Genomic DNA, 26,540 nt, shown 5'->3' on the forward strand with positions numbered 1-26,540 from the left:
TCAGCTCGCAGGAATGAGTTTTACGATTTCAGCCTTCGGCGCCTTCGGATCGAACTCAATGCCCTGGGCAGTGAGCCAATTCCTCAGATCCGCCACTCCCATTTTGGCCGGATCTTTTTCCACTGCGCCACCGGCTTCGACAACATCCACTTGAACCTTGGCGGTCCTGTAGGCATCGACGACGACCGGCCAATCGCCGATTACTGTGACCTTCGTTACGCCCGACTCCGGCTTCTCGAAATAAACGGGGTTGCGATAACGCTTGTCCGGATCGAAGTCCCTGGTTTGCGCCGAATAAGTAAGCTCCATGCCGCTCTCCAAAAGCGGCCCGTTACAGGCCGCTGGCTAAAGGTGAACGCCTTTAAGGCGCGGACAGGTCGATCAAGACGCCTGCAGTAACCTTGTCGCTGGTTGCGTACTTGGTCCAGTTAGCGCCGGTTCCGATAGCAGCCAGGTTAGGGTTCACACCACCGGTAGAGTCATTCCAGCTGTAACCCAGAAGGTCCAGGTTGAATGTCCCTTCGGCGCGGAAGCCCATCGCCAAGTTTTCCTGGGTGTTGATCGGGTACGAACGGAAGCCCGGAGCTTGAGACTCGGTGATTTTGATCGCGCCGGCTTGCAGGCCGAAGATGGTTTCCGCTGGGATCGTGTCCGAGACCAGAACGGGCTTGCCCATGGTTCCAGGTTGGCCGCCGTAGATGACCACACCCGCCTCTTCGTAGACCTTTTCGGTAATGGCCTGATCGACCATGTCGAAGTAGGTCGCCGAGTCCATGGTCCACAGCGCAATACGACCGAAGCGATCGCCAAACTTGCGCATGCCTTTGGTCAGCGCCTTCTTGCCATCGGTGGCGAAGCTGGCAGTGGCAACCATGTTCGGATTTGCACCGATAGCTGCCTTCAGGGCTGCCATCGCGTACTGGATGTATCCTTCGAGAACCGCATCGGCGTAGTCAATCCCCACCAGTTCGGAAAACTCCTCCGGGGAACGCGCTCGGCGCTTAAACGCCTCTTCAGTGGTTTCGTAAGGACCGTACTTGAACGGCACCTTCACACCGACCATCTCACCAGAGCCGATCTTCTGGCCGGCCACCGTTGCAGTCGAATTGACGTCACGGTGTGCGATGGAGCCGCCGAGCTTGTAGAAAGCACGCTTGCGCAAGTCACCTTCGATCAGCTCGTTATCCAGCACCAGAGCGCCATTGGAAGAAGCGTTGAACACATCGATCACATCCTGGATGCGCTCCAGGTAGGCGGTCTGGGCAAGATCGTTGTAAACGATCATGTCCGTGTTGACGGTAGTCGGCATGGGTTACTCCATTATTTAGGCAATTTCAGGTAGGCGTCCTGGCCGTGCTTCGTGATGAACTCACGCTTGGCCGAAGGCGTCATTTCGGAGCGTTTCAGCGCGGCATTACCGCTACCCCCGCCCGGGGCATTGGTTCCTGAAGCCCTAGGCCACAGATGAGGTGCGCTTTCGCGCAAGGATTCCGCCCATTCGAGCGGCGTCAGAGGGGTCTTACCGTCTTTGCCAAGGATGGCCTGGCCTTCCTTGTCGATCGCAACTGCTTCGCCCTCTTCATTGAGCGTGAACTGCCCTTTGGCGCGCAGAATCAGATCCTCCGCTGCCTCAGGAAGCGCTCCAGCCTTGATGGCCGCAGAACGGATGGAGTCGCCCAGGACCTTGTCCCGGAACTTGCTCGCGAAGGATTCGGCTTTGTCAGCACGTTCCTTTTCCGCCTTTAGTTGCTTTTCGAAGTCGCCACGCAAGCGCTCTGTGCGCCTGGAAAACACTTCGTCGATCTTGCCTTCGGTGAGGAGTTTCGTTTCTTCATCCTCGCCGGCTTTGGTCAACAGCCCCTTCACCGCGTTGATGTCCAGGCCTTCGAACTGAGTTTCGAACTGGCTGAGTTTTTTGGTGGTTTCCTTCAGCTTGCCCAGTAACTCGGTGTTCTTGGTTTTCAACCCGGTCACAGAGGCTTCCACGGCAGTCGCGATAGCGGCCTTGATTGCCGGATTTTCCAGGTCGATTTCGTTTTCTTCTGCCACGTTTAGGCCCCTTGGGTATGTGTAGCCCGCTTTGCAGGCATAAAAAAACCCGCCGATGCGGGTTACGTTGCGTTTCGAATTCAGAAGGTCTTCAATGCCGCCTTTTAAAGGGACAACTGGAATGGCATCAAAAGAGTCAAACAGTCGGGAAGAGAAAGACCTAAAGAACGCGTTAAAGATTGCAGTTCTGTCATCTGCGCTCACTCTCGCTGGGGTAGTAGCGACAAACGTCACCTCTTGGATCAGCAGCGCACAAACCACTAGGTCAAGTGAAAGGCTCAGCTGCATAAGCCGACTGGACAAAAGAGAGGAATATGCCAGGGCAAAAAGTGACGCTTTTATTTCCTCATTAGCCGCGCTCGCAAGCGGCAGCGCTTCACCAGACTTCCAAGAGAAAAAACCTGCTTACGTGGAGACGTTTTCTAAAGCTGGGTACTCACTGATGTTGCTCGACGACACAGAACTGGGGAAGAAATCCGGGGAGCTAGCTGATTGGATGACGGTCCGGGTGTCAGATTACAAATCATTTGTAAAACCTGTTTTTGTAGTTGAGGAATACGAAAAACTCGTCACTGATTGGAAAGATGCGTATTACCAACACATGGCAGATCTGGATACCCAGAGGAAAGGGTGCTGAAAATACGATCAGATCCCTGCCAACTCGAATGCTAACGGCTCCAACTCCTTCATGCGCGCCAGGGTCATAGGCGCGAAGTTGCGATCTAGCTGCAACTCCGCAAAACGCTTGATTGTCAGACCGCCCTCACGAAAGAGCTTGCCTCGCGTCGGACCTAACGCCACGTCCTGAAACGAAGCGGGCTGCTGCTGGAGCCAATGGTAATAGTCGAGGCTTGCACTGACCTGCCCTGCTCCGTCCGCACCCACAGCGGCCCGTGTAGCGCCCTTACCGAAGGTTTCGCTGAGCTTGGTCAGCAGGATGAATGTGGTTCGGCAGTTCGGGTGGAACGGCGGACGCGGCCCAGAATCGACCGGGAAACGCCGCTTATCCATGGATCGGCATTGCTGACTTGTCTTGCTATCCAGAGTGGCAACCATTTCGACTTCCGTCACGACGTCCGTATTGGCCCGTGCCACCTCCATGCGCGCCTGCGACGAGACATGCTGGATCGCTGTGCGCACCACTGTGCTCGCGTTTCGATTGGTGATTGCGAGAATGCCGTCTTTGTAGTCCGTCGCCTTGGTACCGCGAATGTTGCGGATGATCTGGAAGTTCGTAAGCCCTTCGAAGAAGCCCTGGCGTATCGCGCCAGTGACGCGCTCTCGCTCAGCCGCAGTCCAACCCTTGATGAAGGCTTTCAACAGCTTTCCGCCACCCGTGCCGCGCACGCTGAGAGGGTTTGTCAGCACTGCTGTACGAATCGCAGCCGCCGTCGGAGCAACCACGTCTAACGCCACGCCGACCGGTGCCGATCTGGCAAGGCTTGTCACCTCGAACTCGGCTTCGTAATTGGAGATATCCACCAAGTCGAGGTTCAGCTGATTGCTGAAGCGATCGAATATGCCCAGCAACAGGCTATCAACCTCCTTGAGCAGCGCCTCCAGACGCCTGACGTTGTATTCGGAGAGGTCGCTACGCGTGAGTCGGTCGCGGATCGATCGGTCGATCTCCTTGAGGAACGGAGCGAATTTGCCGACTTCTCCGGCCTTGAGCTTTTCGAGAAAGACAGCGTGCCTAACCGTGGCATCAAGGATCGCTTGGTTTGCCGCCATCTATTTGTTCCTCGTCATCCAAGCCCAGGCCATCGGCCTGCTCCAGCAACTCCCCGTCAATCTGCTGATCGGTGCGCTCTGGTGCGATAAGGCCCAATTTGCGGAGATAGGCTCGTAGGTCGGATTTGGCGAAGCCGCCGTTCTGCCATAGCCCAACCAGCGCGGTGATCATCTGAGGATCAGCCGTCAGCTCGACGAACTCTTGGTTGATCTGATAGCTGACCTTCGCATCACTTACCCCCATGTACTGGCAACACCACATAATCGCCTGGGTATAGGCTTCGCTGACGTTTGCCACGCAACCGGCTAGGACCGACGTCGATGCAGACTGGTCGCCCCGGGATTCAGTCGCTGTTTTGGCTGTGAGCGACGCCACAACCATGCGAGCACCGAGCTCGATCATCATCTGGTTCTTGTCGGCCATCGCCTCTTTCACCAGCGTGTTCGGCTGTGGCTGCGCATAGCCGAAGGCACCACCAACTGGCAGCATCATCGGAGCGCGGGAACCGACATAGACGCCGCTCGTCTCCATCCAATCGCGCCACTGCTCATCCAGGCCGGAAATCCAGGGCTGAGCTTGTCCACACCAGAAGACGCTGTCTTCGTAGTCAGCGCTGTTCCGATAGTGGCCAAGGTTGATCATGGCGATGTCGTACAGGGGCGACTCATCAATGCTCGGGTCGTTGTTCTGCGCACCAACAAAGGTGAACGGGATTTCCTTCAGGCGTCCGTTACCGCCCGCAGGCTTGAACTCCTCAATCACAACCAGCGGCCCGCCGCCCTTTGGCCCGGATCTTCGCCATACACGACAGACGAAACCGTCCCCCTCAAGGGCCAGCTCTCGATATTGCTCGATCACCTTGAAGCCGAAACCATCTTCGATCTCGGGCCACTCCCGCAGCACAACCAAAGTGAGCACACTGCGACCGTTCACCATGCCGGTACGCCAGTTGATGATGTCCTCGGCGCAGTACGACAGAATGACCGCCCGACCGCCGATGCCATCATCGGGGTGGTAATCGACGTACAGACCATGCCGGCCAGCCTCAAGCACCTTTTCTAGCGTGCCTTGGGAGTGCTGATAGATGCTGACGCCGGAGCCGTTGGCATTGTCCTGAAGGTACTCAAGCTTCTGCGCAACGGTCAGTGTCGGGTCTTTGTGGAACGCCAAACCGAGTAGCCCATTGCGCGTGTGCCCGGTCGCGTTCTTGAACACGGCTCTCTCGCGATAAGCCTTGTTTCGGTCCACGTTCTCCGGCGACTTGTCGTGAGCGTTGATATACGGCAAACGATCCACTACTCGGTGCTGACCGGCGCAGACGTCGCGTACGGTCGCCCAGCGGTCCAAAGCCTCCAGATAATCCGCACGTTTGAAGGAGACGTCGTTGCTCATCGGGCGTATCCCATTTTCATTGAAGTGACCGGTTTAACGATCGGGTATTCGCGGTGAATGAAGTAACCGCCGCCGTCGTTGGCGTGGTCGTTTCCTTGTGTTTTGTCAGGCTCACCATTGGCTGCCCAAACCTGTTGTTCCAGGCCGTCGGCATAGGTCGGGCATTTGAATGGATTAACCAAGTAGCGCCGCTCGCCTTGGGCGTTGCAGAACATGGCGTTCATGGCGTTGATCCGGTCTTTCACTGGTGGATTAGCGGCGGGAGCAATGACCGTGAAGCCGGCCTGTTTGAGCATGGCGATATCCGTCATGCTGGCATTGACCGACTTGCGAGAATCACCGGAGGCGTCCGGGTAGATACGGATCTCGCAGGTCTTCCTGAAGTCGTTACCGTTGTGCTCCCAGTACCGCTCCTTGATGCGGCGGATCATGTCCGGCGTGTCGTAGCCATCTATCAGCTCATCGACTGCTCTGGGCAGGCCCTGGTCGCGTTTGACGTGAGTAATCGCCGCCATCTTGCCGACGTTGAAGTCCATACCGATGAACAGAGGCTCTCCAGGCTGTACGGTGTCGAAGCATTGGTTCAGCTTCCGGTCGTAAGCGTGGTACACCGAGCCGGATGTCAGGTTTACGAACTGGCCGTTCAGGTAGGCCCTGATCAGTTGCTCGGGATACGACTCCATCAGCGACGGGATGTAGTCGTCTGGCAGATTCAACTCATTGTCGAATGTGCTCGCCTGGACCAAGCCGTACATGCCGCTCAGCGCCGGCTTCTCGCGAAGCTGCTTTACGAACTGCTGATAGACGAATTTGAAGCCCTCAGGCGTCGTGGTGACGTCTACCCCGTTCTTCAGCCCAGGAACGCTATACCGCATCCGCGCGATGATCTTTCGCCAAGCCTGCTGCGCCTTAACGGACGACAGCACATCCAGCTCATCCACTAGCGCATGGCCGATCTTGAAGCCCACGATGGTTTGAGGCTTCTCCATCGACCGGCAAATCACCGTTCCCCGGTACTGCCGACCGCTATAGATGAGAACCTCATGGTTCGCCTGGTTGATCTTGGTCTTCAGTCCCCAGTCATAGGCCACCTCATCCATGGTCGGATAGAAGATGTCTCGGATCTGCGGATAGGTCGGTGCGAAGTAGCCAGCGTTTACGCTCGGCCATTCCATGAAGTGCTTGCTCAGTGCAGAGCAACCCACCCAGGTCTTGCCGGAACCGAATCCAGCAACGAAAGCGCGAAACTTGTTGGGCAACGTGAGGAACTGAGCCTGGGGAACGTTAAGGCTCGGCATTCGGCTTCCTCGCATCCACTACGTCCACCTGGATACGAGTGGGAACCGCCGGCTCGTCGTCCGGCTCTTCCTTGCGCGAGCGGTTGACGTACATATCGCCCGTCTCTTTCGCCGCCTGCTCCAGGATCTGCATCGCGAGGCTGATGTTCTTCATGCTCTCGGCCTTCTCCACGAAGCGGTTCAAGGCGCGAAGGCGAAACGCTCGGTTGGCGATGGGGATCTCTGCCGTTTCTTCTCTGAAGCGCTTGCGAGTGTCCTCAAACACCGTCCGCCACTTCAGCGCTAAGTCGCGCCCTGCGTATTTCGTGGGGTCGTAGAACTCGCATTGCTGCCGACTGACTTCGAGGCCGAAGGTGTCCTTGACTGCTTGCGCCACTTGGCTTGGCGTATCGAAACAGGCAAGGGACTGCACAATGAAGCGCTTTACCTCATCTTTCAGGGCTGCCATATGGGTTTATTCCGTCAAAGTCTGGTCAAGTGTCAGGCCGACTTGAGGAGACAGGTTCCGCAGGCCCTCGCTATGTTCAGTTTCCCCACCTCAGCAGGGCTGTTTGCAGCATCCACCAGAGCTTGAACGTCAGGCGTAGCGCCGTAGCGGCGGACCACACCGACGAACTCTTCCACGTCGTGGCCTCGAAGCTTTATCTTCGGCTTACCGTCTTGGGTGAATGCTGGTTGACCGTACTTGTCGGTCGCGTGAGCTAGGTGATACAGCTCGTGTTCAATGAGTGCGCAGAACTCTAGGTCGCTGCATTGGGCGCAGTAATCGGCGGCCAGGGTGATGATGAAGCTCGGCACATCGCCGAACCAATCACGCATCTGCTGCTCCATCCGGGCCTTCTGCCAGCCACCGGCACGGAACGCCACTTGCTCGGCCTGGCCCAGGACTGTGCGGCCCTGCTTGTTGAAGCTCGCCGACGCCCACATGACCCGGACGTCTGCATCCAGTAGGTGAGCATGGTCTAAACTGTGAATGCTACCGGTGTCGGCAAGGATCTCGGCCTGGAGCCATTCCCACACTTCTGGCGCAGGGACCAGGCGCATGCCTAGGCCGGGAAGATCGGACAGGTCGAGTAAAGCTGCTGGCGGCATTGGTCGATTCATTTCTCCCCATCCCGCCCGTTCAACTAAGATCAGCTGTGTTCAAAAAGGAAATGAACAGGTGTCCCAGCGCATTGATGAAAAAGCTGTATTGAAGGCAGCATCTGCATGGGCGGAGCGAACCGGGAGAAACACCGAGAAGGTAAGCTCTACCGCTCAGGACGTCATGCGAAGGCTCAGGTCTAAACTCACTGCCTCCGTATATCAGGGCGCTCTCAAGCAGCTTCATGATCAATACACCAGGTGGTAGTGGTTTTGCCCCATATCGCGACACAGTTTGCTGATGCGCGAAACGTGTATCGCGCTACTCGGCCTTGCGGCCAGGGAGCTTGAAATCAGTCACCCGGTCAGCAATGGAGCGAATCTTCTCCACCCCAAGGAAACCAACCCAGCCACCAACGAATGTCGCCATGCTCTGGGGCAGCGAGAAGAACTCAAGTCCGCTGATGATCGTCAGGGCCAGGCCGCCACAGATGGCGCCCTCTACGATCATCTGGCGCCTTGTGCCACCACCGTACGTGATTCGCAGGACGGCCATAGCGCAGGACAACGCAGCCGCATAGAGGATTGGCGAATGCTGGCTCAACCACGCAAGCGCTATCGCCCAAGTGTCTGGTTTGTCTGGCATCTTCGGTATCTCAGCTTCCTCCCTTTCGGGGGGATATATACGAAACTCGGCGAAGGCCGAGGTGATCAGGGACTAATGATTATGCGGAAAGGCGGCCGCACTGAATTTTTTTAAGTTTGCGCAATCTATTTCTGAGCGCGTCGGCCCCTAAGCGGTCGAGCGGTAAAACCCCTAATGGGTCAGAAACTTAAGCATGGCTAGCGACTGCCTAATAGGAGCCAGCTGAAGGTGCAAACTCTTAACACTTACGAGATCCACTATGTGTTCGGCGGCGTAAAAAGGGTCACGCTTCACACTGCAAGCCAGATGAGTGACGGCGATGCCTGGACACTCGCAGCGATAGCATGTGGAGTATCTTTCAGCGTGATGTTGCACGCTCAACTATTGTCAGCTGTCAGAACAGTAGCACGGAGCCATGGAGTCTCAAATGTCCGCTGGAATCTTTCCCCTCGGTACGCAAAACCCAACACATTAGCTGCGCAGGGAATGAGGAGGACAGGTGATCTTTCTTCAGCCGTCATTGGCCAGTAATTGCTCGCGGGAATGACATATTGCCAAGCACACCGCATGCCACCACAGTATCATTCTGATATTAAAGGTCTACATCATGCCTTGGGAACGTTCAGATAAAAAGCGCTACTCCGGAAAGATCGAGGGCATCTTCGCCTCGATCACCGAGGCGTGGGATGTCGAAGACTTTATTGATCAATATCTTGTTCTGCGTGGATTCCAGGTCAACGACATGAACAGGGAACGCATTGCGCTCCGGTTGGAAGCGGCTCCAGGGCGACCACCCTATCGCGCAGTGCAGTTGGTAGCGTGGCTAGACGAGAATTACACGGCTGGTGTCCCGGCCTCTAGTGAACGTTCCGAAGCTGATGCGAGAACGTCTCATGGTCAGCCGGCCAGTACAACTCCCGCGGAAGTTTCAGACCGCTGTCGATTTCAGCCGCGTAGCGTAACTGACTTCGATACAATTTCTGCAGGCGCCAAGCTTAACCATATGGAACTACCGAGCGCCACGTTCCCAGCACCGGTCAACCAAGTGGCTGAGCCTATGGCGAGCTCGACTGAGTCCAGTGTTACTTCAGAAATATACAAGCCTTTTGGAGACGGCCAGCGGGATACAGGTACGAATGAGCCCCCGCAATTTGCGCATTGCCGAAGCAAAAGCCATAGGGACTCTGTGTAAGTCAGCCCCAACGGTACCCACCAGGGCAATGGGTGTGGTGGAGCCGGAAACGAAAAGGCCTCTGCGGATGCAGAGATCCTCGATAGTGCTCGACCTGCTTTAAAGAGGAGGTTCAGTAAACTATTGGAATAGCTTTTTGACGAAAATCAATTTCTTTTTCAGTCAAATTCGCAGTATCTGGTTGTTGCGTGAGTATTGGGCATCTAATTGACATTGCTGCATGCCAAGCCCTCTGCCAGAGGACCCACCCACGCTCAGTTGCTGCGTCTAAATAGCCATGCTTGGATCTAGCGAGCTCATGGGGCTTACGTACAGCTTCAAACTCTTCTCTCATTTTCTCCCGCTAACCGGCTATGTTTCGGCCGAACCATAGTATCGGCGCCAGATTTTAGCAGTCCAACCTATCAACCAGTAAATCATAAAAACAAAAAGCCCAGCATCTATGGCTGGGCTCTTTCTATCATCCCTATCAATACGCAGGAACGGCAGGATGGGTAAATAATGGCTCATTGGCTCAAATCAAGTCAAGCGGCTTTTGTTTCAATAAGTCCCTCTGCATCCAACAGCGTTTGGGCAGCAACTAAAGCCTCATCAACTTCGCGTTCCAGCGCCTTACGTATATCCCTCCGCCACCGCTCCTGCGTCTTGATCGGATGAGGCTCTTCGGACCAATTATCCATCTCGTACCACGCTGCTGGCAGCACGGTTGTCGAACGTTTGCCACTGACTCCAGCTGGCTTGGGTAACGCCCATGTAACGATCGCACAATGTCTAAATCGCTCAGGCGCTGGTGAGCGCACAGTCTTTGTCAGCTCAGCGATGGCGGTGTGTTTGCGCTCGGTGTGGGTGGAGTACTTCGCCACTAACACACGCCATTGCGCGGGAGAAAGAGATCTATGCAGCCGCCCGAATACCCAACAGTCCGTGAGAAACGCAGCATCCCTCCCCACCATCTCGCCGACATGCTTGCCGCTTTGCACCTTAGGTTCAAAGTCGCATCCCCCTGCTGAGCTGATGGTTTCGGCGGCCAGCGCCCGGACGACTGCAGAAATAACGTTGCGATAGGTCATGCTGCGGCCCTCTTCAGTTCTCTGGCCTTTGCTCGATACTTGGCCTTGATGGTCTTCAACTCTTCGATGGTGTACTTGCGGGGCTGATGAGGCCCTTCTAACCAAGCCACCTTTTCTTCACCAATCCGTTTCACCAGCTCGATTCGGTAGTTCACGATGTTGCCGGACTGGTGGTTGTTGCACGGCGCACACTGACGCCAGACGTTCAGCGGCTCAAAGCGAAGCTCGGGGCTGCCTCCAACTGTGCGGTAATGACCTGCATGCCATTGCCCGTTGTGGTGCCGGCCACAGCTCACACAAGGAAGCCCTGCATCGCGCAGTCGAACCCAGGCATTGAACGCAACCTGTGCTTCCTTCATGTGCTGAGAGCGTGACTTGATTCGCTCCTTGGCGGCTTTGATCGCTCGGCGCTCTAGCTGGGCCAGTGACTTACGTTCCTGCTCCCGTTTGACCTGGACCAAAGAGACTGCACATGCCGGGCTGCAAACCACTTGGCCTAAACGTCTTGGCGGAAAGCTGACGCCGCATGCAGGGTTCTTGCACTTCTTCGGCTTGGGCTGCTTTGCAATCATGCAACCACCTCGAATAGGTCCATCGGCGCCTCCATCCGCATCAGGTATGTCTGCGCGCGGCGATGAGCCATATTCCTGAGGAACCCGGCGCGCTCCAATCGGCGATCTGCCGAGCTCGCTCCGGTGTATCGATAGCAGGCAAGATTCAAGCGAGCCCTTTCCGACCAGAATCGGTGGTTGGCAGTTGGGCAGTGGCCGATTTCCTCGAAAGTCGTCATGCCGCCTCCTCGCTCAGCAAATCGGAGAACACCACGCCTTGGCGCGTGAAATACGAGGCGATGCGATCCGTGTAGGCGATGCCCTGGGCACGGTTGAACAGGCTTGTCACTGGAAAGCCGTCAGGACCGAACAACTTGTGGTCGCCCATCATTGCGAGCTTTTCCTCGTAAGGCAGGTGACGCATAACCCGGTACCACGCCGCTTGAAAGCCGGCGTCTTCGTTGAGCAGGATTTGCACGCCAAAATGCAGCTTGCAGTAACGACGAGCGTCTGCCGCATCGCCGATCTCGGTCATTTCTGCAATCCGCTTGTACATCGCGAACCAAAGGGCGTTCTGGTCCAACGTCCGGTCCTTTCCTGGGCGGAGGGACACGACCACATACTTCTTCTCACGGTACATAGTGGTCAGGCTGGTGATTGCCTCGGTGAGTTTGGATTGGCAATTTACGCTGATTCTGTCGGTCATTGAGCCGCCCTCCTCGCTTCCAACTCCTGGACTTGCTGCATCAACAATGCCCGGCGATCCGCCAACTCACTTGCTGCCTCAATCCGCATTTCATCCTGCTTCTCGGCGTTTGCCGCCCGCATTTTCAACATCGACTTCTTCACCATTCCTAGCTTTTCGCGCAGCTTCGGCGCCGGTCCGGCTACTGCTCCAGTGATCAACCCGGCCAAGGCGCGTCCGTCCTCGGTAATCGGTTCAACGCTCAGGTCAGCGAGATACCTCTGTCCCCGTTCCTGCGGTATGCGCTGCATCTGCATCGCCTTGGTGATTGCCTGGATTCGACGGCTCGCGTCAAATCCCACAGAGACATGCCAGTTAACCGGCTTGGCCTCTTCACGGGCCTGGCTTACCAAACGCTCGTAAGCGCTGATGAACGCCATCCGGGCACCGATCTTGTCCCCGGCGTCGAGGACAGGCTTCGCAGCGGCCAGGGCGAGCTGGATCTCATCGGTAAGCACCACGGTCTCAAACTCATCACTGGTGGCTATCGCGATGGCCCAGGCTTCGTCCTTGCCAGGACGACCGTCGGCAGCCTGGACGCGTTGGAGAATGGCGGCCAAGGTCAGCTTTCCGCTCAGCTCCCGTCGGCAGGATTTCAGAGCACTGGCGACCACCGGGACGGGGTATTCCGAAAGATCGTCAGCCATCATTTCAGCCGCGTCTGCGGTCAGGGCCTGACCAAGCACTTCGGCAGTGGCGGTGATTGCCAGGGCCAGCTGCGCGATCTGGTCGGAGGTCATGCGCTCACATGAACTCATTGGCTTTCCTCCTTTCGCGATCCATGATCCGGCGAGCAGCGTCCTGGCCGGCGGCGAGGTTGGCTTGCTTGCGCTCGATCTGCTGAGCCGTGGTCAGGTTCATCCGGCGATTGGTTGTCCACTGGGTGTGGTAGGCCTCAGCCTTGGTGAGCAGGTCACCGATGCCGTGGCAGCCGTTGATCAACCGCGAGTCATCGATGGTCAGAAAGTACGCGGCGACGTGGTGAGCGACATCGCCCCCAAGGCGATCAACCAGCTTGCCGACCTGCCCTGCGACTCTGGCGTTCCACACCGGCCATGCGTCGTACCGCTTACGGTAGGCCATGGCGTAGTTCGCCCAAGCCTTGAAGGTTTTGCAGGACTGGTCTTTTGGCCCTGGCATGTCGGCGGGAATCTCGCACCGCGGTTGCTGGGGAGTGAACGGAACGATTTGGCCCTTCGCGACCTTGGCCGCAGCCTGGGTCGCAATTGGTTCAATGACCGGTTCATTGACTGGTTCAAAAGAGTGACTGGTTCTGGGTGCAGCTCCTGCACTACCCCCTGGTGCAGCAAATTCACTAGGGGGTGCATCTGCTGCACTACCCTGGTGAATTTCTTGCACTACCCCTGGTGCAGGAGGTTCACCACCTAGGGTGAGGTAGTAGACGTTTGAAGAGTTACCCTTTGGGCCACCCTTTCTGACTTCCTTGCGCAGCAAACCACAAGCACAGAGCGCGGCTATGTGGTTCATGACAGAGCGCTTGCTGATCTCGCACTGATCAGCAATATGCTGGTACGAAGGCCAGCACTCCCCCAGGTCACTGGCGTTGTCGGCCAGTTTGATAAGCACCAGTTTGCGCAACGGATTGCCAACACGAATCTTCATCGCGGCAACCATAAGTCCCATGCTCACGCTGCACCTCGCAATGCCCGGCGTTGGGTAACCGGACGCAAGCCACTGTTCAGGGTTCTACGCGACACCTTTTCGTCACCGCCAATATGTGTCGCGACATTGGCCGGGGTATTGATCGAGTGATTTGGATAGCGCATCATTTGCTCTGCTTCTTGTTGTACCGCTGTGAAAAACCACCCTGCCCGGTGGTTTTTTTACGTCTGGAGGAAAGTGAGTCCCTCTTCAGGCCCTAAGTGAGGGCCTCAAACTATCCAGTTGAGGGCCTCTTCAGTCCCACCAGGGTCAAAATCGGTGCTTTACGCCTTCCAACGATGGCCGTTGCGCCTGAGGCGATTGCCTCAAGCAGGATCTCGTTCACCGCCTCCTCGAACGTCCACCCTCTTGCTTCCATGAGTCGATGAACCTTGGCTCGGATCTCGGGCGGCACGTTCTCTTCAGTAAATTGCATCGTGCCCTCCTGAGGGCCTCTAGCCCGCGATATCCTTCAGTTCCTCCGGCATCAGTGCTTCGATGGCGCCGTTTACGGCGGCCCACTCAAGCATCTCGAATAGGTAGGTTGCGTACTCGCGGCGGCTCTTGTCGGCGGCACGTTGCAGTTGCCGATCCAGGAGCGGATAGAGACGAATCTTGCGAGCGATGTCTCTGCGTTGGTTGAGGGGGTCTTTAAAGCCCATACGGGAATTCCTCCTTGGCTATCGAAAAGTTATGCAGCAGATTTGTTTGGGTGCGCCTCGGCAAGCAGCCAGGCGGACGGGAACGGCTTGCCGTTGGACGCGGCCAGCTCGGCAATTTTCTCGGCGTATTGGGTCTCACCGGTGTATTCGGTGCGCGGTAATGCGTCCGCAACGAGCCACTTGTAAATAGCGCGCGGGGTCTTACCGCAAGCCAGAGCAACCGCTGAAACACCGCCAGCGGCGTCAATTGATCTTCTGAGTGGCCGCATAAAGCCTCCGAGCAGTTATGAACTTATAGTACATATTATGTCGGAACTGAAAGTACAAGCAAGAGCATGCGATGCTGAACCGATGGTTCATATAGAAGAAATCCGCGCTGCATTTGTTGCTCGCCTAAAAAAGGCGTTATCCGCTCATGGTATTGACCAATGGGGGGCTGGCGCTCGCCTGGCAGAGATTGCGAAAGTGACGCCCAAAGCTTCAAGCAAATGGCTCAACGGCGAGTCGTTACCCGGGCCCGCCAAGATGAGCGCGATTGCGACGGCCCTGGGTGTGAAGATCGAGTGGCTGCAACATGGCGTGGGTGACGACCCGCTCATACGGCAAACGCTAGACGCTAATTCCCATGAAACTCACGCGCCCGCAGCCTCTGCTGCGGAGGTCGTTCGCAACATGCTCGCCAAGCAGGGAAAAGGGCTCTCGGATGATGCACGGCGGCGCCTTCTTGCGGTAGCTGAGGGGTACGATGGCGGCGCGCTCGAAATCGACTATTACCGTCCGGGCGCCGTCGGTGACGAAGTCTGGATTGCACATTACGACGTTCGCGCAGCAATGGGTGGCGGACAGATTCCGCACGACTATCCAGAATTGCTACAGGATGTGCGCGTCAGTCCTCAGCATTTGCGCGAAATGGGCGTTGAGTTCAAAGAACACTTTCATCTGAAAATAGTGACCGGCTGGGGCCAATCGATGGCTCCCACCATCAAGCACCGCGACCCGCTTTTAGTAGACATAAGCATCCGTGAGTTCATAGGGGACGGGATCTATATGTTCTCTTGGGATGGGCACCTGTACATAAAGCGGCTCCAATGGATGGGCGAAGGTCGGTTAAAGATGATTTCTGACAACGCGCTCCACCCTCCTGAAACGATTAGAGCGGAGGACACCTACATTCAGGCTCGCGTTCTGTTGGTATGGAACGCCCATCTCGTTTAGCGAACTACTAAGAAAACCCAGGGACGACAAGATGAAATGGGGTTCTATGACCGGCATCGCCGGACACATGGATGTTAAATACGACGGCGGCGATGCGGATAGGCATCTCCTGGACTCGACGCAGTACGCACGCTCCGTAGACGGTTCAGCCCGTCTGTACCGGCTAGTAAGTCATTATTGCCTCCATGGTGAGGTACTTTCCGGCAGGCAACAATCTGACCTACGGTGCTTTTCAGCCCCGCCTAGGGAGGGCTCATTCGACTCAACACTGGTTATACTTACAGCACTTACCCATCAATATCCGGCATTCAACGATGTATATAAAAAAGCCTTCGACTGGCTTGTGGCAAAAGTGATGGGGCACATCAAAGAAGCGCTGTCGGGAACATCAAACGTGAAGGAACTGGTCGACGTCATCAAGGATCAGGCGAAAGCGTCTTCGGAATTGAACACGCTTCTCGCAAATGGACTGATCAAGGCAAACGACAATCTTAGCCTTCTTCACGAAAAGATGATGCTATCTATCCCGGGTCTAACTGAGGCGGCGAAATCGCCGATGCGAGCAGCCTTAGCACCAGTGGGAAAAAGCTGCAATCAGATCACCCAGTTCTCCGACTCAGACCATCCGGTGATCATTTCAGAACCCGAAGCATTGGCAATCCGCTCGGATGGTGACGTAGTTGTCGGAGGCCCCGGGGACTATCTACTAACTCGCATTTACTCATTAAGTGTTGATAGCGGTGTGTGTCGGGTGGAGATTGAAGGTTATCTCGGTACGTTTCATGGAAAAATTGATGATGTGGCGCTCACTCAGCCAAACAACCCTTACACCCAAGCTTTGAACCGCCACGACAAATTGAAGGTTAGAGCCAGACCGGTTTTCAAGGATGGAGAATTACACCGCCTCTTCATCACCGAGGCTTAAAAAAGCCCGCCTTGAGCGGGCTTTTCCTTCCCCGTTAAAAGGGAGCCAGATCCTCTTCCGTTTCGATAACGACCGAGCTGTCGCCTTCGCAGCTAGGTTCCCACCTCAACGTCACCGACCCGTCATCGTTATACGTCATGTCTATGCCGTCCGTTTCGGATAGCAAACCCATTATTTCATCCCAATCTTGCTCACTATCTCGGTCCAAACGATGGATCGTCACCCACCGCCGAATTTGTGCGACCGGGTGGTTGATCATCGAAGACACTCGCAACCCCAGCCGTTCCATCCCATTCAGCCGCCGCCCTTCCGCATTGCACAGATTAGTCACTTCCGTCATCGTCGCTCCAAAGCACTGTATATTCAACCAGTAAAAAACTATAACGAAGGTGGTTTAGCGCGTAAACGGTTGGAGCGGTCAGCTCGCGCTTTTCAACGGTGCGGCGTCCGTCGCGCAAAATATGTACTTTTGGTACTTGACCGCATATGAACATTTGGTTCATATTTATCCCATCGCAGCTGTTCACGGCCGCGAAGGGCCTCAACAGACCCGCCGCTCTTTAATAACGCGCGCCATAAACGATTACCCAGCCAACGCTGGGAGGTCAGCCCCGGCCACACCTGTGGGGCGAGAGGAAGTCAGGTGAACAAAATCGCGCCGCGACTACTGGCGACCGGCGATCCGATAGCCCTGAAAGGCTACCAACGCGCAGAACTGCGACGGCGGACGAGGTGTTGACCGAACTGGCGAATGACCCGGTAGGAGGCGCGAGCGATACAGCTTTTTCACTGATGCACCTGGACCTCCGGGTGCATTGGGAAAACAACTGAAAAGTCATCCGGCGCGCCCTCTACAGCGCGCTCCTAGCTACTCCTCGCGCTGCCAACCCGCAGCCAGGTTTCAGTTCAACACCTCGCCAGACGGAGGCCTCTATGACCGCTGCATTGAAAATCAGCCAACCATTAAAAATCGTCCAGTCGCCTTCGATGATTAGCGAGGACAGCTGGGAAAATGCACGAGCCGAGTGGCTGTACAACGCCGTCGAAAGTCTGCTGGCTGGAGTGGACGTTAAAGTCCAACGCCGTATGCGCCGGCCTCGGACGGTAACCAGGGCTCAGCTCGCTCTGGCTATCGATGAGCACGTGAACAACCGGCTCGCAGACTGCGAGGTGCATTCTCCGGCGCTGGGTTGGTTGATGCTCTCTTTGGACAATGGCAGACCCGACAAGAACGCGATCGCTGAGCTCCTTGGCCCGAGCGATCACCCGTTGGGCAAGCGCGGCGAGATCGCTCAAACGCTACTTGAGCCCCTGGCTGATGACGCATTGATTGCTCAAGCAGAGGACAACGAACTGTGAGTCCTCACATCGCAATCGACCAAGCCCTAGCAGCGCTCGAAGAGTCTCAAAGCAAAGATTTAGACGACACGCTCGCCGAGGGCCTGATTGTCCGCCACTTCACGTCAGGCGGGATTACACCCGAGGAATTCCATCACTACAGCGCACGCCTGCTGAAGATCAGCCGGAAGCGCAAGGAGGCGCGATGAGCACTGCACCAGTAAAAACACTGATCGATGAACAGTTGGATGACATCCAGCGCAGGATAGCCATCATCGGCTATGGCATGCCGTTCAATGAGGTGATCGGACGGAGTCGTGACGAACGCGTCGCAGATCTCCCACGGCGCCTCACAGCAACCATGCAGGGCCGGCGAATCGCTGTGAGGGTTCGGCCAAGATGACCAGCCGTCAGCGCGCCCGGCGCATTCTCATCTGGCGTGGATCCTTCTCAACCATCGCCTTCTGCTTCTTCTTGATGTTGCTCAGCGCTCTGGCTGATCGCGTCGCCCAATAACTTCAGCTCTGTACGCAGCGCCCCTCGTCGGTCGCGCGGAGAATAGTTATGTCCAATACCCGCATCTGGGATCAGGTCAACGTAACCGATCCCAGCGCAACAAAGAATTTCACTGGCCTGGGCGGTTTCAAAGGCACCGCCATTAAACCCACCTACCTGATGCGCAAGGCCACGGAAGTGTTCGGCCCGTGCGGCGAGGGTTGGGGTTGGACCGTCCTTGAGGATCGCTTCGACGAAGGCGGCCCTCTTCAGGCTCCCACCAAGGAATGGCCGGACGCTCCACGTATTAACGCCAAGCTGCATACTTTGAAAATTCAGCTCTGGTACGTGGGCAAAGATGGTAAGAAATGCACCGTCGAGCATTACGGCCACACCCCTTTCGTCCATCTCCAACAGGGGAAGATCGTCACTGATTGGGAGGCTGCGAAAAAGTCGCTGACCGATGCTATCGGCAAGTGCCTCCAACCCCTCGGGTTTGCAGCCGACATCCACATGGGCCTCTATGAGGACGCCGCCTATGTCGATGCGGTGCGCGATGAGGTAGCGATGATCAAAGCTGAAGACAAGGTCGCGGAAGAGGAACGCCAGAAGCAAGAACGGCTGGATTACATCAGGTCGGTTGTCGAGACGATGCAAGGTGCCCAGTCGCTGCAAGAACTCAAAAAGATCCATGACCACGCAGTTCGACGCCTGACCGCGCGTAAAGACGATACGGCGGTCCGGCGCATCGCCAAAGAACTGAAAGACCTTTCTGCGAAATTCGAAGAGGAGTCAGCTGCATGACCCAGCTATACGCACTCTCCGGCAAGCTCGCCGAGATCCAAGCGATGGCCGACGTCGATGATGAGGGACTTAAAGAGGCCCTACAGCACGCCCTGGAAGAGATCCAAGGCGAGTTCGAAGTGAAGGCCGACAATGTCGTCATGCTGCGCCGGAACATTGAAAGCGATGTGGCCGCGATTGAAAACGAGATTGAGCGTCTCACCGAGCTCAAGCGCATCAAGAACAACAGCGTGGCCGAGATCACCGACTACCTTCGCCGAAACATGGAAGCGGCAGATCTCAAAACCATTAAGCGTCCCCTTTTCACCATTACCCTGGCCCTCGGCAAAGAGAAGGTAATCGTGGACAACGAGGACGCCGTGCCGGATGAGCTCATTGCCGTGAAAACCAGCATTGCGCCCGATAAGAACGCTATCGCCGCCAAACTCAAAGAAATCCGCGATCACAACGACGCCGTCCGGAAACGGATCGAAGCTGGTGAAGACGTCGAGCATGAACTTCTGCCCGAACCGTCCTGGGCGCACCTGGAACGTGGAGATAGCTCCATCCGAATTAAGTGAGGCAAAGATGATTAGCAATCACCTCAGCCTGATCGAGCTGCAGCGGCGGAATGCAGAATCGATCGATGATCAGATCACCAAATATCTCCAGGAGGGCGGACGAGTCGTTCAATTGGAGGCACCGCCTTTCAATCCGATACGACCGCCCCGCTCCACCCGTATAGACCCGGAAACAATCCTGAAGCGGAGACGCAAATCGCGGCCTCACGCCAAGCGGAGTACGAGGCGCAAAGCGGTGGACACGCCATGAGCAAACGTAAAGCGAATAACAACGTCGCCCGCGCCGAACGAAAATGCCGGGCATTGCTCAGGACCAACCATGTCGCAGTGGTAAACATTGACCCGAGCGGCACGCAGGTCATGATGAACTGGAAAAGTTGCCGCCAGATCCGAACGCTTGAAATCGCAAACGCAATCTTCGATTTCGCCTACAACTGGACAATCTATATCGCCGGCATGTGCCGAGACGACCGCGGAGCCGAGTACATCAAGTCAGTGGAGATATCGCCACAAGGCGTCTACAAGGTGGAAAGTCTTACGCATGCTATCGAGCATTACTACCTGGAGCTCCGCAAGAGCTGCAATCCGAACCATCTGGTGGCGTCTGGCTGGATTGCGATACCCGACGATGTGTGTCTGGGAGAGGGACAAGTCGCGAAGCTATTCTCTGCCGTCGGCGCCTGGAATCAGGTCAGATTAGCCGCTTGATACCTATTTGGGCTCGCCATGACAGATCATCTATTCACCCCGCTGTACTGCCAGCTTGTTTAAGGTGATAGGCCAGCCGATCAATTTCCCAGAAGGCTTTAGTGGCGGCATTTTGTTGGCAAATACGGCGCTGTACCTGTGCACCAGCGGAATGCAACCCTGAGCGCTAACGAAAGCGAAAGTGTCTCGCATGCGCTCTACGTCAAATTTACTACCTAGGTAATCCTTCAACAAACGGCGACTAATTATGTAATGTCCACACTCTAGGCAAGTGACATCATCCCAGTCACCGCATAGACCCTTGCGATACGCGTCGCCCCAACAAATCCAGCAACTGCACTTCATTCCACTTCCACCTCCCGTTTCCAAATTGGATTCTAGGCAAACGGGTTGGGTTCCTCCTAGGATGAGGTCGCTGGCGAGCCGTTTGTCGTGCCAGCCGGCAGATGGGCAGCCTATCGGAAACGCGACCCCGTCAGGCGCCAAAAGCTAAGGATTTCTGAAACCCTACTTCGTCGAATTGGTCGATGGCATCAGAGGGCGACGACGCCCCGGCCCGGCGAAGGGCAAACTTGCGTGTGCGGAGTACCAAATGTCTAACGAACCTTTCAACCTACCAGCCGGGGCGATGCGCGCCGCTGAGAAGATACTAAAAGACATCGAGACCGCTGGATCGATGATCCTGGCCGTCAAAAGCGGTGCAAAAGCTCACGGATTTGTGATCGGCCTAACCTGCGCGGGAGCCATCACCGGGGATCAAGCCGACCTAATTCTGGACCGGTTCGACCACGCGACGGAGAGAAGGCTTAGAGACTTGGCACTTAACGCTAAATAGGAGCTTTTTTTCCAACAGCCCTCAAACGCACGGGTCATTCACAGATCTTTCCGCAGTACAGAAAAACCGCAAACTGACGCCAAGGGTTAGACGGATCAAGCCCCTGCCTGATACCAAAGTCGCTGGCTTTTGCCCACGCAACGGCAGATTCCAAGAAACCATCTATCGTATCGTTTTCCCAATCTGTGCTATCTGCCGAGGCTGCCGCTCTATCTGCCATCAGAGCATGGGCAAATCTAAGAAAAGATTGGTCGTCGTTGACTTCTTCTAGGAGGTCGTAGGGGTCCATCGTCGCCCCATCCTTAAGGGGTGATCGGTTTATCTATCCGTTCACCGGATTCCATATCCTCGATCTTAAAGTCCCACCAGTCTTCGCTTGGCATCGATTTGAGACCGTACTCACGCCCGGCTTTTAGGTAAACGTCCCGAAAAATTGGCCTCGTCGCTCGTGTTCCCGTCCACTTCTTCACTTCCAGACGGTGTTTTCCCGGCGACAAGCGATATTCTGTACGCTGCGTGTACAACGCATACAGAGTGTCTGCTCCATCTACGCTGGCAATCGTGAGCGTCTTCTCTATCGCCCGAATACCTGCGGTTTCGGAGTTAGGTAGCCCCTCCGCTGCTTTCTCAGTGTAGGACTTACACCCAGCCGCCATAACGATAATCATAGCGAAACCGAGGATGCTGAAGCCGCGCTTGAACTGCATAAACCGTCCCGTATTCCATTCGTGAATCGGCTATTCAACTCCACCCTTTATAAAATTGCCAGCATAGCGCTTTCACCACGGAGCGCATCGGATCAGTCGAGATCAAGCCCGTTGGCAAGAGATTCAAAGGTTCGTTGTAAGTTGCCAGATCAGTGAGCTCGTACAGGAAGATGATTACCATCAGCCCCATCGAGCATCCAATTTCCACCACCAAGAGCAGCTCAACAAGATCTGTTACCCGCTAGTCCCTCACGCTCTATTTGGTCCGCCCAACCTTCTGCAAGCCGCTTACCTTGCTCGGCAGCCTCCTCATAATTGACCCAAGCGCCATCCTCTCTTGTCTCCTCTATGGAGGCCGTATGTGACTGCTGGAGAGTGACGTAAAAGGCTTTAGGAAATGGAAGCTCCTCGGTCCAATCGAATCGAATTGAGACCTCAAAGCTCTTATAACTGTATTGTAGAATGGTAGGTCTCTGTGTTGTGTTTGATGCTGCCGTCATCTGCACGTCCATTATTCCGCGTCCATGCTGCTCATTCTGTATATGCTGATCTGCTACGAATACGTTCCACATCAGCACTTCTCATACTCACAAACCACCTGTAAAACCCACTCAAATTGAGCTGGGGCATTTTTCTGTAGGCGATACCTCGTCCGCTTTCAATAGTCGACTTATCGCTTAAGCGCTGCAGCCCCTATAAGCCCAATCGTAACACCGGCTAAAGCAACAACAGCACCGGCTATTACCTTCCCATTTTCTTCAAACCAGGAATCAAATGTTTCCTGGGATGGCGCGGGGGCTTCAATTTCAATGTCGCGCCATTTGACACGTATTTTTTCGGCACGCTTCATGACGCTGATGTCTTCCAAACGAACCAAATCTGGGTCAATGCCCATTTTGGTGGCTTCATTTTTCAGTTGTTCAAGCATTGCTTCGTTTGCGTTAGTTGTCATTTTACAATCCTCTCGCATGGCCCAATTCGTCTAGCAGCAGAATGCCACCAGTATTCCGCCAAAGGCAATCTGTTACCAGCCGAAACGGTCTTTTTGGCTGCCTGCTCTCCTTCCCGAACATCACTCCATATCATCACAACCTTCCGCCGCTGCGCGCGGCATGGAGCATCATCATGGCAAAAATCATTGCCCAAATGACAGTAAAGCTCCCTCGCCTCATGGAGGTGAGCGAGTACAGAAAACTACGGTACGCAGGCGGCAAACCTAGCGTCCAGCAGCTCAAAAGATGGATCGAGGAGGGGGAAGTGATCGGGGAGATCAAGGGCGGGATGTACTTTGTAGACCTGCAAGCAGCAGTCATGGGAGCAAACGACCCGCTGCTCGCACAAATGATGGAGATTGGTTGATGGCGGCTCGGCCACGCATATTGAAAAATAGAAAGTTGCCGCCGAACCTCTACCCCAACGGAAAATATTGGCGGTACCGCAATCCCATCACCGGATTGGTGACGAGCATCAACCGTCCTTTGGAAGAAGCAATAAAGCTAGCGCGGGCGGCGAATCTGAAACTGTCGGCGCTGGTTGTCGACGACGGCGCGCTACTCACCGTGTTGACTGGCGAGCGTCTGCCGACGATCAACATCCTATTGCAGCGTTTTCAGGACGAATGGCTTAAGGACAAAGGCTACGCAGCTCGCACACTAGAGGAGATCAAGTTCAAGCTTCAGCGGTATCAGCGAGACCTTGGCGAACGCCTGATTGGGCAATTGGACGTGCTTGCCATGGCTGAATACCTGGACCAGTTCAGCAACAACGCCTACACGAAGCACCGCGGTCTCTGGGTACAGATATTCGCTTTTGCCGTGGCGAAAGGCCTCGCAGAGCGAAATGTGGCCGAGCTAACCCTGGTGAAAAAGGAGGCGGAGAAGAAGCGACAACGTCACACCCTCGAAGGGCTGAAAACCATAATCAACGCCGCAACTACACCTCCATGGTTAAAGCGCGCCATCCGCCTAGCGCTGACTAGCCTCCAGCGGCGCGAGGACATCGTGACCTGGCAGAAATCAGCCGCCAACATGGATGAAAACACGCTGACCGTTTCGCCCGGAAAAACTCAGGGTTACAGCAATCCGGTTCACCTCAAAATCAAGATGGGGGCCGCCCTACGCGAGGTTGTAGGAGAGTGCCTACGCTCACCCGTCGCTTCCCCCTACCTGATCCATTACAAGCCCAAGGCGAGGCGCAGAGAGCAGATCAATGCGAAGGATCACTGGACCTCTGTGACGCCGGATTACCTGACCAAGGAATTCAGCAAGGCCAGGGACGAGGCGCACGCCTATGACTATATGCCAGCAGGAGAGCGCCCCACTTTTCACGAGATTCGCGCTTTAGGCGCGTGGCTCTATGAGCAGCAGAACTTCCCCCAGGAATACATCCAGGCGCTGCTTGGTCATGCAGACGAAAAGATGACGAAGCACTACCAGAAGGGACACGGCGAGCAGACGATTGAATACGTCGAGGTGGGTGCCGAATTGGCGTTGTGAGGTGGGGTTTTGCAAAAATTTTGAAAAAGTTTTGAAAATCGCAGCCAACAAAAAAGGGCCCACCTTTCGGTGAGCCCTTCTAGACCGCCCAGCAGAGCGGATTTTGTTTGGTAGGCGCGATTGGACTCGAACCAACGACCCCCACCATGTCAAGGTGGTGCTCTAACCAACTGAGCTACGTGCCTGCTGTGAGGCGGCATTCTACGGAATTCCAAAGGGGTGTCAACACCTTTTTTTCACCTAAGCCTATGAATATGCAAAATATTTAATTGCGCCGAAGCGACAAGGATTTTGTGGTGGCTGGCGGCGGATTTTTATCTCGGGTAGGATCGCTGCATTCGTAAAAAATATAAAACAGAGGTTCCAGAATGGCGAACACATCCTACCCAGCGTCCTATTACGCCGCATCGGCCAATGCGACGCCGTCGCGCCCTGCCCTGCAGGATGATGTCGAAACCGATGTCTGCGTGATCGGTGCGGGTTACACGGGGTTGTCTTCCGCGCTGTTTCTGCTGGAGCACGGTTTTAAAGTGACGATCGTCGAGGCGGCGAAGGTCGGCTTCGGCGCTTCGGGTCGCAACGGTGGGCAGATCGTCAACAGCTACAGCCGCGACATTGATGTGATCGAACGCAGCGTCGGTCCACAGCAAGCGCAGTTGCTCGGCAACATGGCGTTCGAGGGTGGGCGGATCATCCGTGAGCGGGTGGCTAAGTATCAGATTCAGTGCGATCTGAAGGAAGGCGGTGTATTCGCGGCCCTCACCGCTAAACAGATGGGTCATCTGGAGTCGCAGAAGCGTTTATGGGAGCGTTTCGGTCATACACAGCTGGAGTTGCTGGATCAGCGGCGTATTCGCGAGGTAGTGGCTTGCGAGGAGTATGTCGGCGGCATGTTGGATATGAGCGGTGGGCATATCCACCCTCTCAATCTGGCGCTGGGCGAAGCGGCGGCGGTGGAGTCACTGGGTGGTGTGATCTACGAGCAGTCGCCGGCGGTGCGCATCGAGCGCGGTGCCAGTCCGGTCGTGCATACGCCGCAGGGCAAGGTCAGGGCCAAATTCATTATCGTGGCGGGCAATGCTTACCTGGGCAATCTGGTGCCGGAGTTGGCGGCCAAGTCGATGCCTTGCGGTACGCAAGTGATCGCCACTGAGCCGCTGGGGGACGAGTTGGCCCATCGCCTGCTGCCTCAGGATTACTGCGTCGAAGATTGCAACTACCTGCTCGACTACTACCGGCTGACGGGTGACAAGCGCCTGATTTTCGGTGGTGGCGTGGTGTATGGCGCAAGGGATCCGGCCAACATTGAAGCGATCATTCGGCCGAAGATGCTCAAAGCGTTCCCGCAGCTCAAGGATGTGAAGATCGATTACGCCTGGACCGGAAATTTCCTACTGACTCTGTCGCGTCTTCCGCAAGTCGGGCGGCTGGGGGATAACATTTATTATTCCCAAGGCTGCAGTGGTCATGGCGTGACGTATACGCATTTGGCGGGCAAGGTACTGGCAGAGGCATTGCGAGGGCAAGCAGAGCGTTTTGACGCGTTTGCGGACCTGCCGCACTACCCCTTCCCCGGCGGTCAATTGCTGCGCACGCCATTTGCGGCGATGGGGGCTTGGTATTACGGGTTGCGGGATCGGTTGGGGTTCTGAAGCGGCCGACACAGGGCTGCTTTGCAGCCCAGCGGGAGCAAGCTCCCTCGCCACGGTTGTAGGCCCAATACTGTTCAGCCAGACACAAAAAACCCCGGTCTTTCGACCAGGGTCTTTGCTATCGATTGGAAGAAGCTCTTCAGCTTTCTTCTTAGCTTCAAGGCGTTCAGTGGGCCTCGAAGCAGATATGGCGCAGCGGACGGGACTCGAACCCGCGACCCCCGGCGTGACAGGCCGGTATTCTAACCGACTGAACTACCGCTGCGTATCGCTGTGGACTTGCGTCCATTAAACTCGTCTGATCCAAACCCGCGGGCTTGGATCTCGAACCAGGCGAACCTGCTTCGGAAAATATGGCGCAGCGGACGGGACTCGAACCCGCGACCCCCGGCGTGACAGGCCGGTATTCTAACCGACTGAACTACCGCTGCGCGTCGGTGGATGCTTTTGACAGCTTCCATCTTGCTTTCGCAAGACTCTCAAGAAACATGGTGGGTGATGACGGGATCGAACCGCCGACATTCTGCTTGTAAGGCAGACGCTCTCCCGGCTGAGCTAATCACCCTTTGCTGCGTTGAGGCCGCGAAATTTACGCAGGTACCGAAGCTAAGTCAATAGCAGGGTTGGATTTTTTTCAGAAACAGTTTCAAGCGACAAGCGCCAAGCTACAAGTAAAAAGCACCGGACCCGCACCACGCTGCTTGCAGCTTGAACTTGCCGCTTG

General features: G+C 55.8%; 38 protein-coding genes and 4 tRNA genes. 15 read left to right on the top strand and 27 right to left on the bottom strand.

The window, feature by feature from the left end; translation table 11 throughout:
* The 3 genes from DOCECA_RS13500 to DOCECA_RS13510 are packed head-to-tail and all read right to left on the bottom strand — an operon-like array spanning position 1 to position 2,049.
* Positions 1-309: a hypothetical protein gene (locus DOCECA_RS13500; protein ID WP_445570665.1), complete on the bottom strand. Its 309-nt coding sequence runs from the start codon at positions 307-309 to the stop codon at positions 1-3.
* A gap of 52 nt (positions 310-361) precedes the next feature.
* The gene (locus DOCECA_RS13505; protein ID WP_030141972.1) at positions 362-1,309 is read right to left on the bottom strand and encodes a major capsid protein; all 948 of its coding nucleotides are present in this window, start codon (positions 1,307-1,309) and stop codon (positions 362-364) included.
* An 11-nt stretch (positions 1,310-1,320) separates the two neighbouring features.
* Positions 1,321-2,049 (bottom strand): hypothetical protein, encoded by a 729-nt coding sequence (locus DOCECA_RS13510; RefSeq protein WP_030141973.1) that lies wholly within the window; start codon positions 2,047-2,049, stop codon positions 1,321-1,323.
* 94 nt (positions 2,050-2,143) lie between these two features.
* On the opposite strand from DOCECA_RS13510, the gene DOCECA_RS13515 reads away from it, so the two are divergent.
* Positions 2,144-2,686: a hypothetical protein gene (locus DOCECA_RS13515; protein ID WP_445570666.1), complete on the top strand. Its 543-nt coding sequence runs from the start codon at positions 2,144-2,146 to the stop codon at positions 2,684-2,686.
* 8 nt (positions 2,687-2,694) lie between these two features.
* On the opposite strand, the gene DOCECA_RS13520 is transcribed toward DOCECA_RS13515, so the two are convergent.
* The 6 genes from DOCECA_RS13520 to DOCECA_RS13545 form a co-directional block, all read right to left on the bottom strand.
* On the bottom strand, positions 2,695-3,780 hold the full coding sequence (locus DOCECA_RS13520) for a minor capsid protein (protein ID WP_445570667.1): 1,086 nt from the start codon (positions 3,778-3,780) through the stop codon (positions 2,695-2,697).
* Positions 3,755-5,173 carry a DUF4055 domain-containing protein gene (locus DOCECA_RS13525; protein WP_445570668.1) on the bottom strand — a complete coding sequence of 473 codons (1,419 nt, stop codon included), beginning with the start codon at positions 5,171-5,173 and terminating at the stop codon, positions 3,755-3,757. The genes DOCECA_RS13520 and DOCECA_RS13525 overlap by 26 nt, the downstream gene beginning before the upstream one ends.
* On the bottom strand, positions 5,170-6,471 hold the full coding sequence (locus tag DOCECA_RS13530; protein ID WP_445570669.1) for a terminase large subunit domain-containing protein: 1,302 nt from the start codon (positions 6,469-6,471) through the stop codon (positions 5,170-5,172). Before DOCECA_RS13530 ends, DOCECA_RS13525 begins: the two co-directional genes overlap by 4 nt.
* A complete protein-coding gene (locus tag DOCECA_RS13535) occupies positions 6,458-6,919 on the bottom strand; it encodes a DUF2280 domain-containing protein (protein ID WP_420765718.1) in 462 nt (153 codons plus the stop codon). Before DOCECA_RS13535 ends, DOCECA_RS13530 begins: the two co-directional genes overlap by 14 nt.
* Positions 6,920-6,951: 32 nt before the next feature.
* Positions 6,952-7,575 carry a putative metallopeptidase gene (locus tag DOCECA_RS13540; protein ID WP_445570670.1) on the bottom strand — a complete coding sequence of 208 codons (624 nt, stop codon included), beginning with the start codon at positions 7,573-7,575 and terminating at the stop codon, positions 6,952-6,954.
* 301 nt (positions 7,576-7,876) lie between these two features.
* The gene (locus DOCECA_RS13545; protein ID WP_420765921.1) at positions 7,877-8,209 is read right to left on the bottom strand and encodes a phage holin, lambda family; all 333 of its coding nucleotides are present in this window, start codon (positions 8,207-8,209) and stop codon (positions 7,877-7,879) included.
* A gap of 252 nt (positions 8,210-8,461) precedes the next feature.
* On the opposite strand from DOCECA_RS13545, the gene DOCECA_RS13550 reads away from it, so the two are divergent.
* Complete coding sequence (locus tag DOCECA_RS13550; RefSeq protein ID WP_445572171.1) at positions 8,462-8,731, top strand: hypothetical protein; 270 nt, start codon at positions 8,462-8,464, stop codon at positions 8,729-8,731.
* Between the two features lie 76 nt (positions 8,732-8,807).
* A complete protein-coding gene (locus DOCECA_RS13555; protein WP_445570671.1) occupies positions 8,808-9,392 on the top strand; it encodes a hypothetical protein in 585 nt (194 codons plus the stop codon).
* A 524-nt stretch (positions 9,393-9,916) separates the two neighbouring features.
* Here DOCECA_RS13555 and DOCECA_RS13560 read toward each other — a convergent pair.
* The 10 genes from DOCECA_RS13560 to DOCECA_RS13605 all read right to left on the bottom strand — a co-directional run bounded on the left by DOCECA_RS13560 (position 9,917) and on the right by DOCECA_RS13605 (position 14,351).
* Positions 9,917-10,462 (bottom strand): hypothetical protein, encoded by a 546-nt coding sequence (locus DOCECA_RS13560; protein ID WP_445570672.1) that lies wholly within the window; start codon positions 10,460-10,462, stop codon positions 9,917-9,919.
* Positions 10,459-11,034 (bottom strand): recombination protein NinG, encoded by a 576-nt coding sequence (locus DOCECA_RS13565; protein ID WP_445570673.1) that lies wholly within the window; start codon positions 11,032-11,034, stop codon positions 10,459-10,461. Before DOCECA_RS13565 ends, DOCECA_RS13560 begins: the two co-directional genes overlap by 4 nt.
* Positions 11,031-11,252: a hypothetical protein gene (locus tag DOCECA_RS13570; RefSeq protein ID WP_445570674.1), complete on the bottom strand. Its 222-nt coding sequence runs from the start codon at positions 11,250-11,252 to the stop codon at positions 11,031-11,033. Before DOCECA_RS13570 ends, DOCECA_RS13565 begins: the two co-directional genes overlap by 4 nt.
* Complete coding sequence (locus tag DOCECA_RS13575; RefSeq protein WP_445570675.1) at positions 11,249-11,719, bottom strand: hypothetical protein; 471 nt, start codon at positions 11,717-11,719, stop codon at positions 11,249-11,251. Before DOCECA_RS13575 ends, DOCECA_RS13570 begins: the two co-directional genes overlap by 4 nt.
* Positions 11,716-12,516 carry a hypothetical protein gene (locus DOCECA_RS13580; protein ID WP_445570676.1) on the bottom strand — a complete coding sequence of 267 codons (801 nt, stop codon included), beginning with the start codon at positions 12,514-12,516 and terminating at the stop codon, positions 11,716-11,718. The genes DOCECA_RS13575 and DOCECA_RS13580 overlap by 4 nt, the downstream gene beginning before the upstream one ends.
* A complete protein-coding gene (locus DOCECA_RS13585) occupies positions 12,503-13,408 on the bottom strand; it encodes a helix-turn-helix domain-containing protein (RefSeq protein WP_445570677.1) in 906 nt (301 codons plus the stop codon). Before DOCECA_RS13585 ends, DOCECA_RS13580 begins: the two co-directional genes overlap by 14 nt.
* Complete coding sequence (locus DOCECA_RS13590) at positions 13,405-13,548, bottom strand: hypothetical protein (protein ID WP_434676610.1); 144 nt, start codon at positions 13,546-13,548, stop codon at positions 13,405-13,407. Before DOCECA_RS13590 ends, DOCECA_RS13585 begins: the two co-directional genes overlap by 4 nt.
* Positions 13,549-13,655: 107 nt before the next feature.
* Complete coding sequence (locus DOCECA_RS13595; RefSeq protein WP_434706726.1) at positions 13,656-13,856, bottom strand: hypothetical protein; 201 nt, start codon at positions 13,854-13,856, stop codon at positions 13,656-13,658.
* Positions 13,857-13,875: 19 nt separating this feature from the next.
* Entirely contained in the window at positions 13,876-14,082 is a 207-nt protein-coding gene (locus tag DOCECA_RS13600) for a hypothetical protein (protein ID WP_445570678.1), read from the bottom strand.
* A 29-nt stretch (positions 14,083-14,111) separates the two neighbouring features.
* Positions 14,112-14,351: a hypothetical protein gene (locus DOCECA_RS13605; protein WP_434706727.1), complete on the bottom strand. Its 240-nt coding sequence runs from the start codon at positions 14,349-14,351 to the stop codon at positions 14,112-14,114.
* A gap of 82 nt (positions 14,352-14,433) precedes the next feature.
* On the opposite strand from DOCECA_RS13605, the gene DOCECA_RS13610 reads away from it, so the two are divergent.
* Positions 14,434-15,297 (top strand): LexA family transcriptional regulator, encoded by an 864-nt coding sequence (locus DOCECA_RS13610; RefSeq protein WP_434628587.1) that lies wholly within the window; start codon positions 14,434-14,436, stop codon positions 15,295-15,297.
* 31 nt (positions 15,298-15,328) lie between these two features.
* A complete protein-coding gene (locus tag DOCECA_RS13615) occupies positions 15,329-16,222 on the top strand; it encodes a DUF7946 domain-containing protein (protein WP_445570679.1) in 894 nt (297 codons plus the stop codon).
* 34 nt (positions 16,223-16,256) lie between these two features.
* Here the strand turns inward: DOCECA_RS13615 and DOCECA_RS13620 are convergent, their stop codons facing one another.
* Positions 16,257-16,562, bottom strand: coding sequence for a DUF1654 domain-containing protein (locus DOCECA_RS13620; protein WP_434627717.1), 306 nt, complete (start codon positions 16,560-16,562; stop codon positions 16,257-16,259).
* Between the two features lie 593 nt (positions 16,563-17,155).
* Here DOCECA_RS13620 and DOCECA_RS13625 point away from each other — a divergent pair.
* The 7 genes from DOCECA_RS13625 (at position 17,156) to DOCECA_RS13655 (ending at position 20,962) form a co-directional block, all read left to right on the top strand.
* Positions 17,156-17,581: a hypothetical protein gene (locus DOCECA_RS13625; RefSeq protein ID WP_420765707.1), complete on the top strand. Its 426-nt coding sequence runs from the start codon at positions 17,156-17,158 to the stop codon at positions 17,579-17,581.
* Entirely contained in the window at positions 17,578-17,769 is a 192-nt protein-coding gene (locus DOCECA_RS13630; protein WP_445570680.1) for a hypothetical protein, read from the top strand. Before DOCECA_RS13625 ends, DOCECA_RS13630 begins: the two co-directional genes overlap by 4 nt.
* A complete protein-coding gene (locus DOCECA_RS13635; protein WP_030142001.1) occupies positions 17,766-17,963 on the top strand; it encodes a hypothetical protein in 198 nt (65 codons plus the stop codon). Before DOCECA_RS13630 ends, DOCECA_RS13635 begins: the two co-directional genes overlap by 4 nt.
* A gap of 161 nt (positions 17,964-18,124) precedes the next feature.
* A complete protein-coding gene (locus DOCECA_RS13640; RefSeq protein ID WP_445570681.1) occupies positions 18,125-18,859 on the top strand; it encodes a hypothetical protein in 735 nt (244 codons plus the stop codon).
* Positions 18,856-19,419 carry a siphovirus Gp157 family protein gene (locus DOCECA_RS13645; protein WP_445570682.1) on the top strand — a complete coding sequence of 188 codons (564 nt, stop codon included), beginning with the start codon at positions 18,856-18,858 and terminating at the stop codon, positions 19,417-19,419. The genes DOCECA_RS13640 and DOCECA_RS13645 overlap by 4 nt, the downstream gene beginning before the upstream one ends.
* A 246-nt stretch (positions 19,420-19,665) precedes the next feature.
* On the top strand, positions 19,666-20,127 hold the full coding sequence (locus tag DOCECA_RS13650; protein WP_434559799.1) for a hypothetical protein: 462 nt from the start codon (positions 19,666-19,668) through the stop codon (positions 20,125-20,127).
* A 592-nt stretch (positions 20,128-20,719) separates the two neighbouring features.
* Positions 20,720-20,962 (top strand): hypothetical protein, encoded by a 243-nt coding sequence (locus tag DOCECA_RS13655; RefSeq protein WP_420765703.1) that lies wholly within the window; start codon positions 20,720-20,722, stop codon positions 20,960-20,962.
* Between the two features lie 34 nt (positions 20,963-20,996).
* On the opposite strand, the gene DOCECA_RS13660 is transcribed toward DOCECA_RS13655, so the two are convergent.
* The 3 genes from DOCECA_RS13660 to DOCECA_RS13670 all read right to left on the bottom strand — a co-directional run bounded on the left by DOCECA_RS13660 (position 20,997) and on the right by DOCECA_RS13670 (position 22,621).
* A complete protein-coding gene (locus DOCECA_RS13660) occupies positions 20,997-21,251 on the bottom strand; it encodes a DUF7660 family protein (RefSeq protein WP_434559801.1) in 255 nt (84 codons plus the stop codon).
* Positions 21,252-21,264: 13 nt separating this feature from the next.
* Positions 21,265-21,669: a hypothetical protein gene (locus DOCECA_RS13665; RefSeq protein WP_434559803.1), complete on the bottom strand. Its 405-nt coding sequence runs from the start codon at positions 21,667-21,669 to the stop codon at positions 21,265-21,267.
* A gap of 670 nt (positions 21,670-22,339) precedes the next feature.
* A complete protein-coding gene (locus tag DOCECA_RS13670) occupies positions 22,340-22,621 on the bottom strand; it encodes a hypothetical protein (protein WP_434559805.1) in 282 nt (93 codons plus the stop codon).
* Between the two features lie 173 nt (positions 22,622-22,794).
* On the opposite strand from DOCECA_RS13670, the gene DOCECA_RS13675 reads away from it, so the two are divergent.
* Both DOCECA_RS13675 and DOCECA_RS13680 read left to right on the top strand, forming a co-directional pair.
* Positions 22,795-23,028, top strand: coding sequence for a hypothetical protein (locus DOCECA_RS13675; RefSeq protein WP_434559807.1), 234 nt, complete (start codon positions 22,795-22,797; stop codon positions 23,026-23,028).
* Complete coding sequence (locus DOCECA_RS13680) at positions 23,028-24,164, top strand: tyrosine-type recombinase/integrase (RefSeq protein ID WP_030142010.1); 1,137 nt, start codon at positions 23,028-23,030, stop codon at positions 24,162-24,164. The genes DOCECA_RS13675 and DOCECA_RS13680 overlap by 1 nt, the downstream gene beginning before the upstream one ends.
* 108 nt (positions 24,165-24,272) lie before the next feature.
* Here DOCECA_RS13680 and DOCECA_RS13685 read toward each other — a convergent pair.
* Positions 24,273-24,349 (bottom strand) — tRNA-Val (locus DOCECA_RS13685).
* Between the two features lie 183 nt (positions 24,350-24,532).
* Here DOCECA_RS13685 and DOCECA_RS13690 point away from each other — a divergent pair.
* Positions 24,533-25,816, top strand: coding sequence for an NAD(P)/FAD-dependent oxidoreductase (locus tag DOCECA_RS13690; protein ID WP_445570683.1), 1,284 nt, complete (start codon positions 24,533-24,535; stop codon positions 25,814-25,816).
* A 188-nt stretch (positions 25,817-26,004) separates the two neighbouring features.
* Here DOCECA_RS13690 and DOCECA_RS13695 read toward each other — a convergent pair.
* From DOCECA_RS13695 to DOCECA_RS13705, 3 genes are all read right to left on the bottom strand, one after another.
* Positions 26,005-26,081 (bottom strand) — tRNA-Asp (locus tag DOCECA_RS13695).
* Between the two features lie 89 nt (positions 26,082-26,170).
* Positions 26,171-26,247 (bottom strand) — tRNA-Asp (locus tag DOCECA_RS13700).
* 58 nt (positions 26,248-26,305) lie between these two features.
* Positions 26,306-26,381: transfer RNA gene (locus DOCECA_RS13705), tRNA-Val, on the bottom strand.
* Between the last annotated feature and the right edge of the window lie 159 nt (positions 26,382-26,540).

Source organism: Pseudomonas sp. E102, assembly GCF_052660185.1.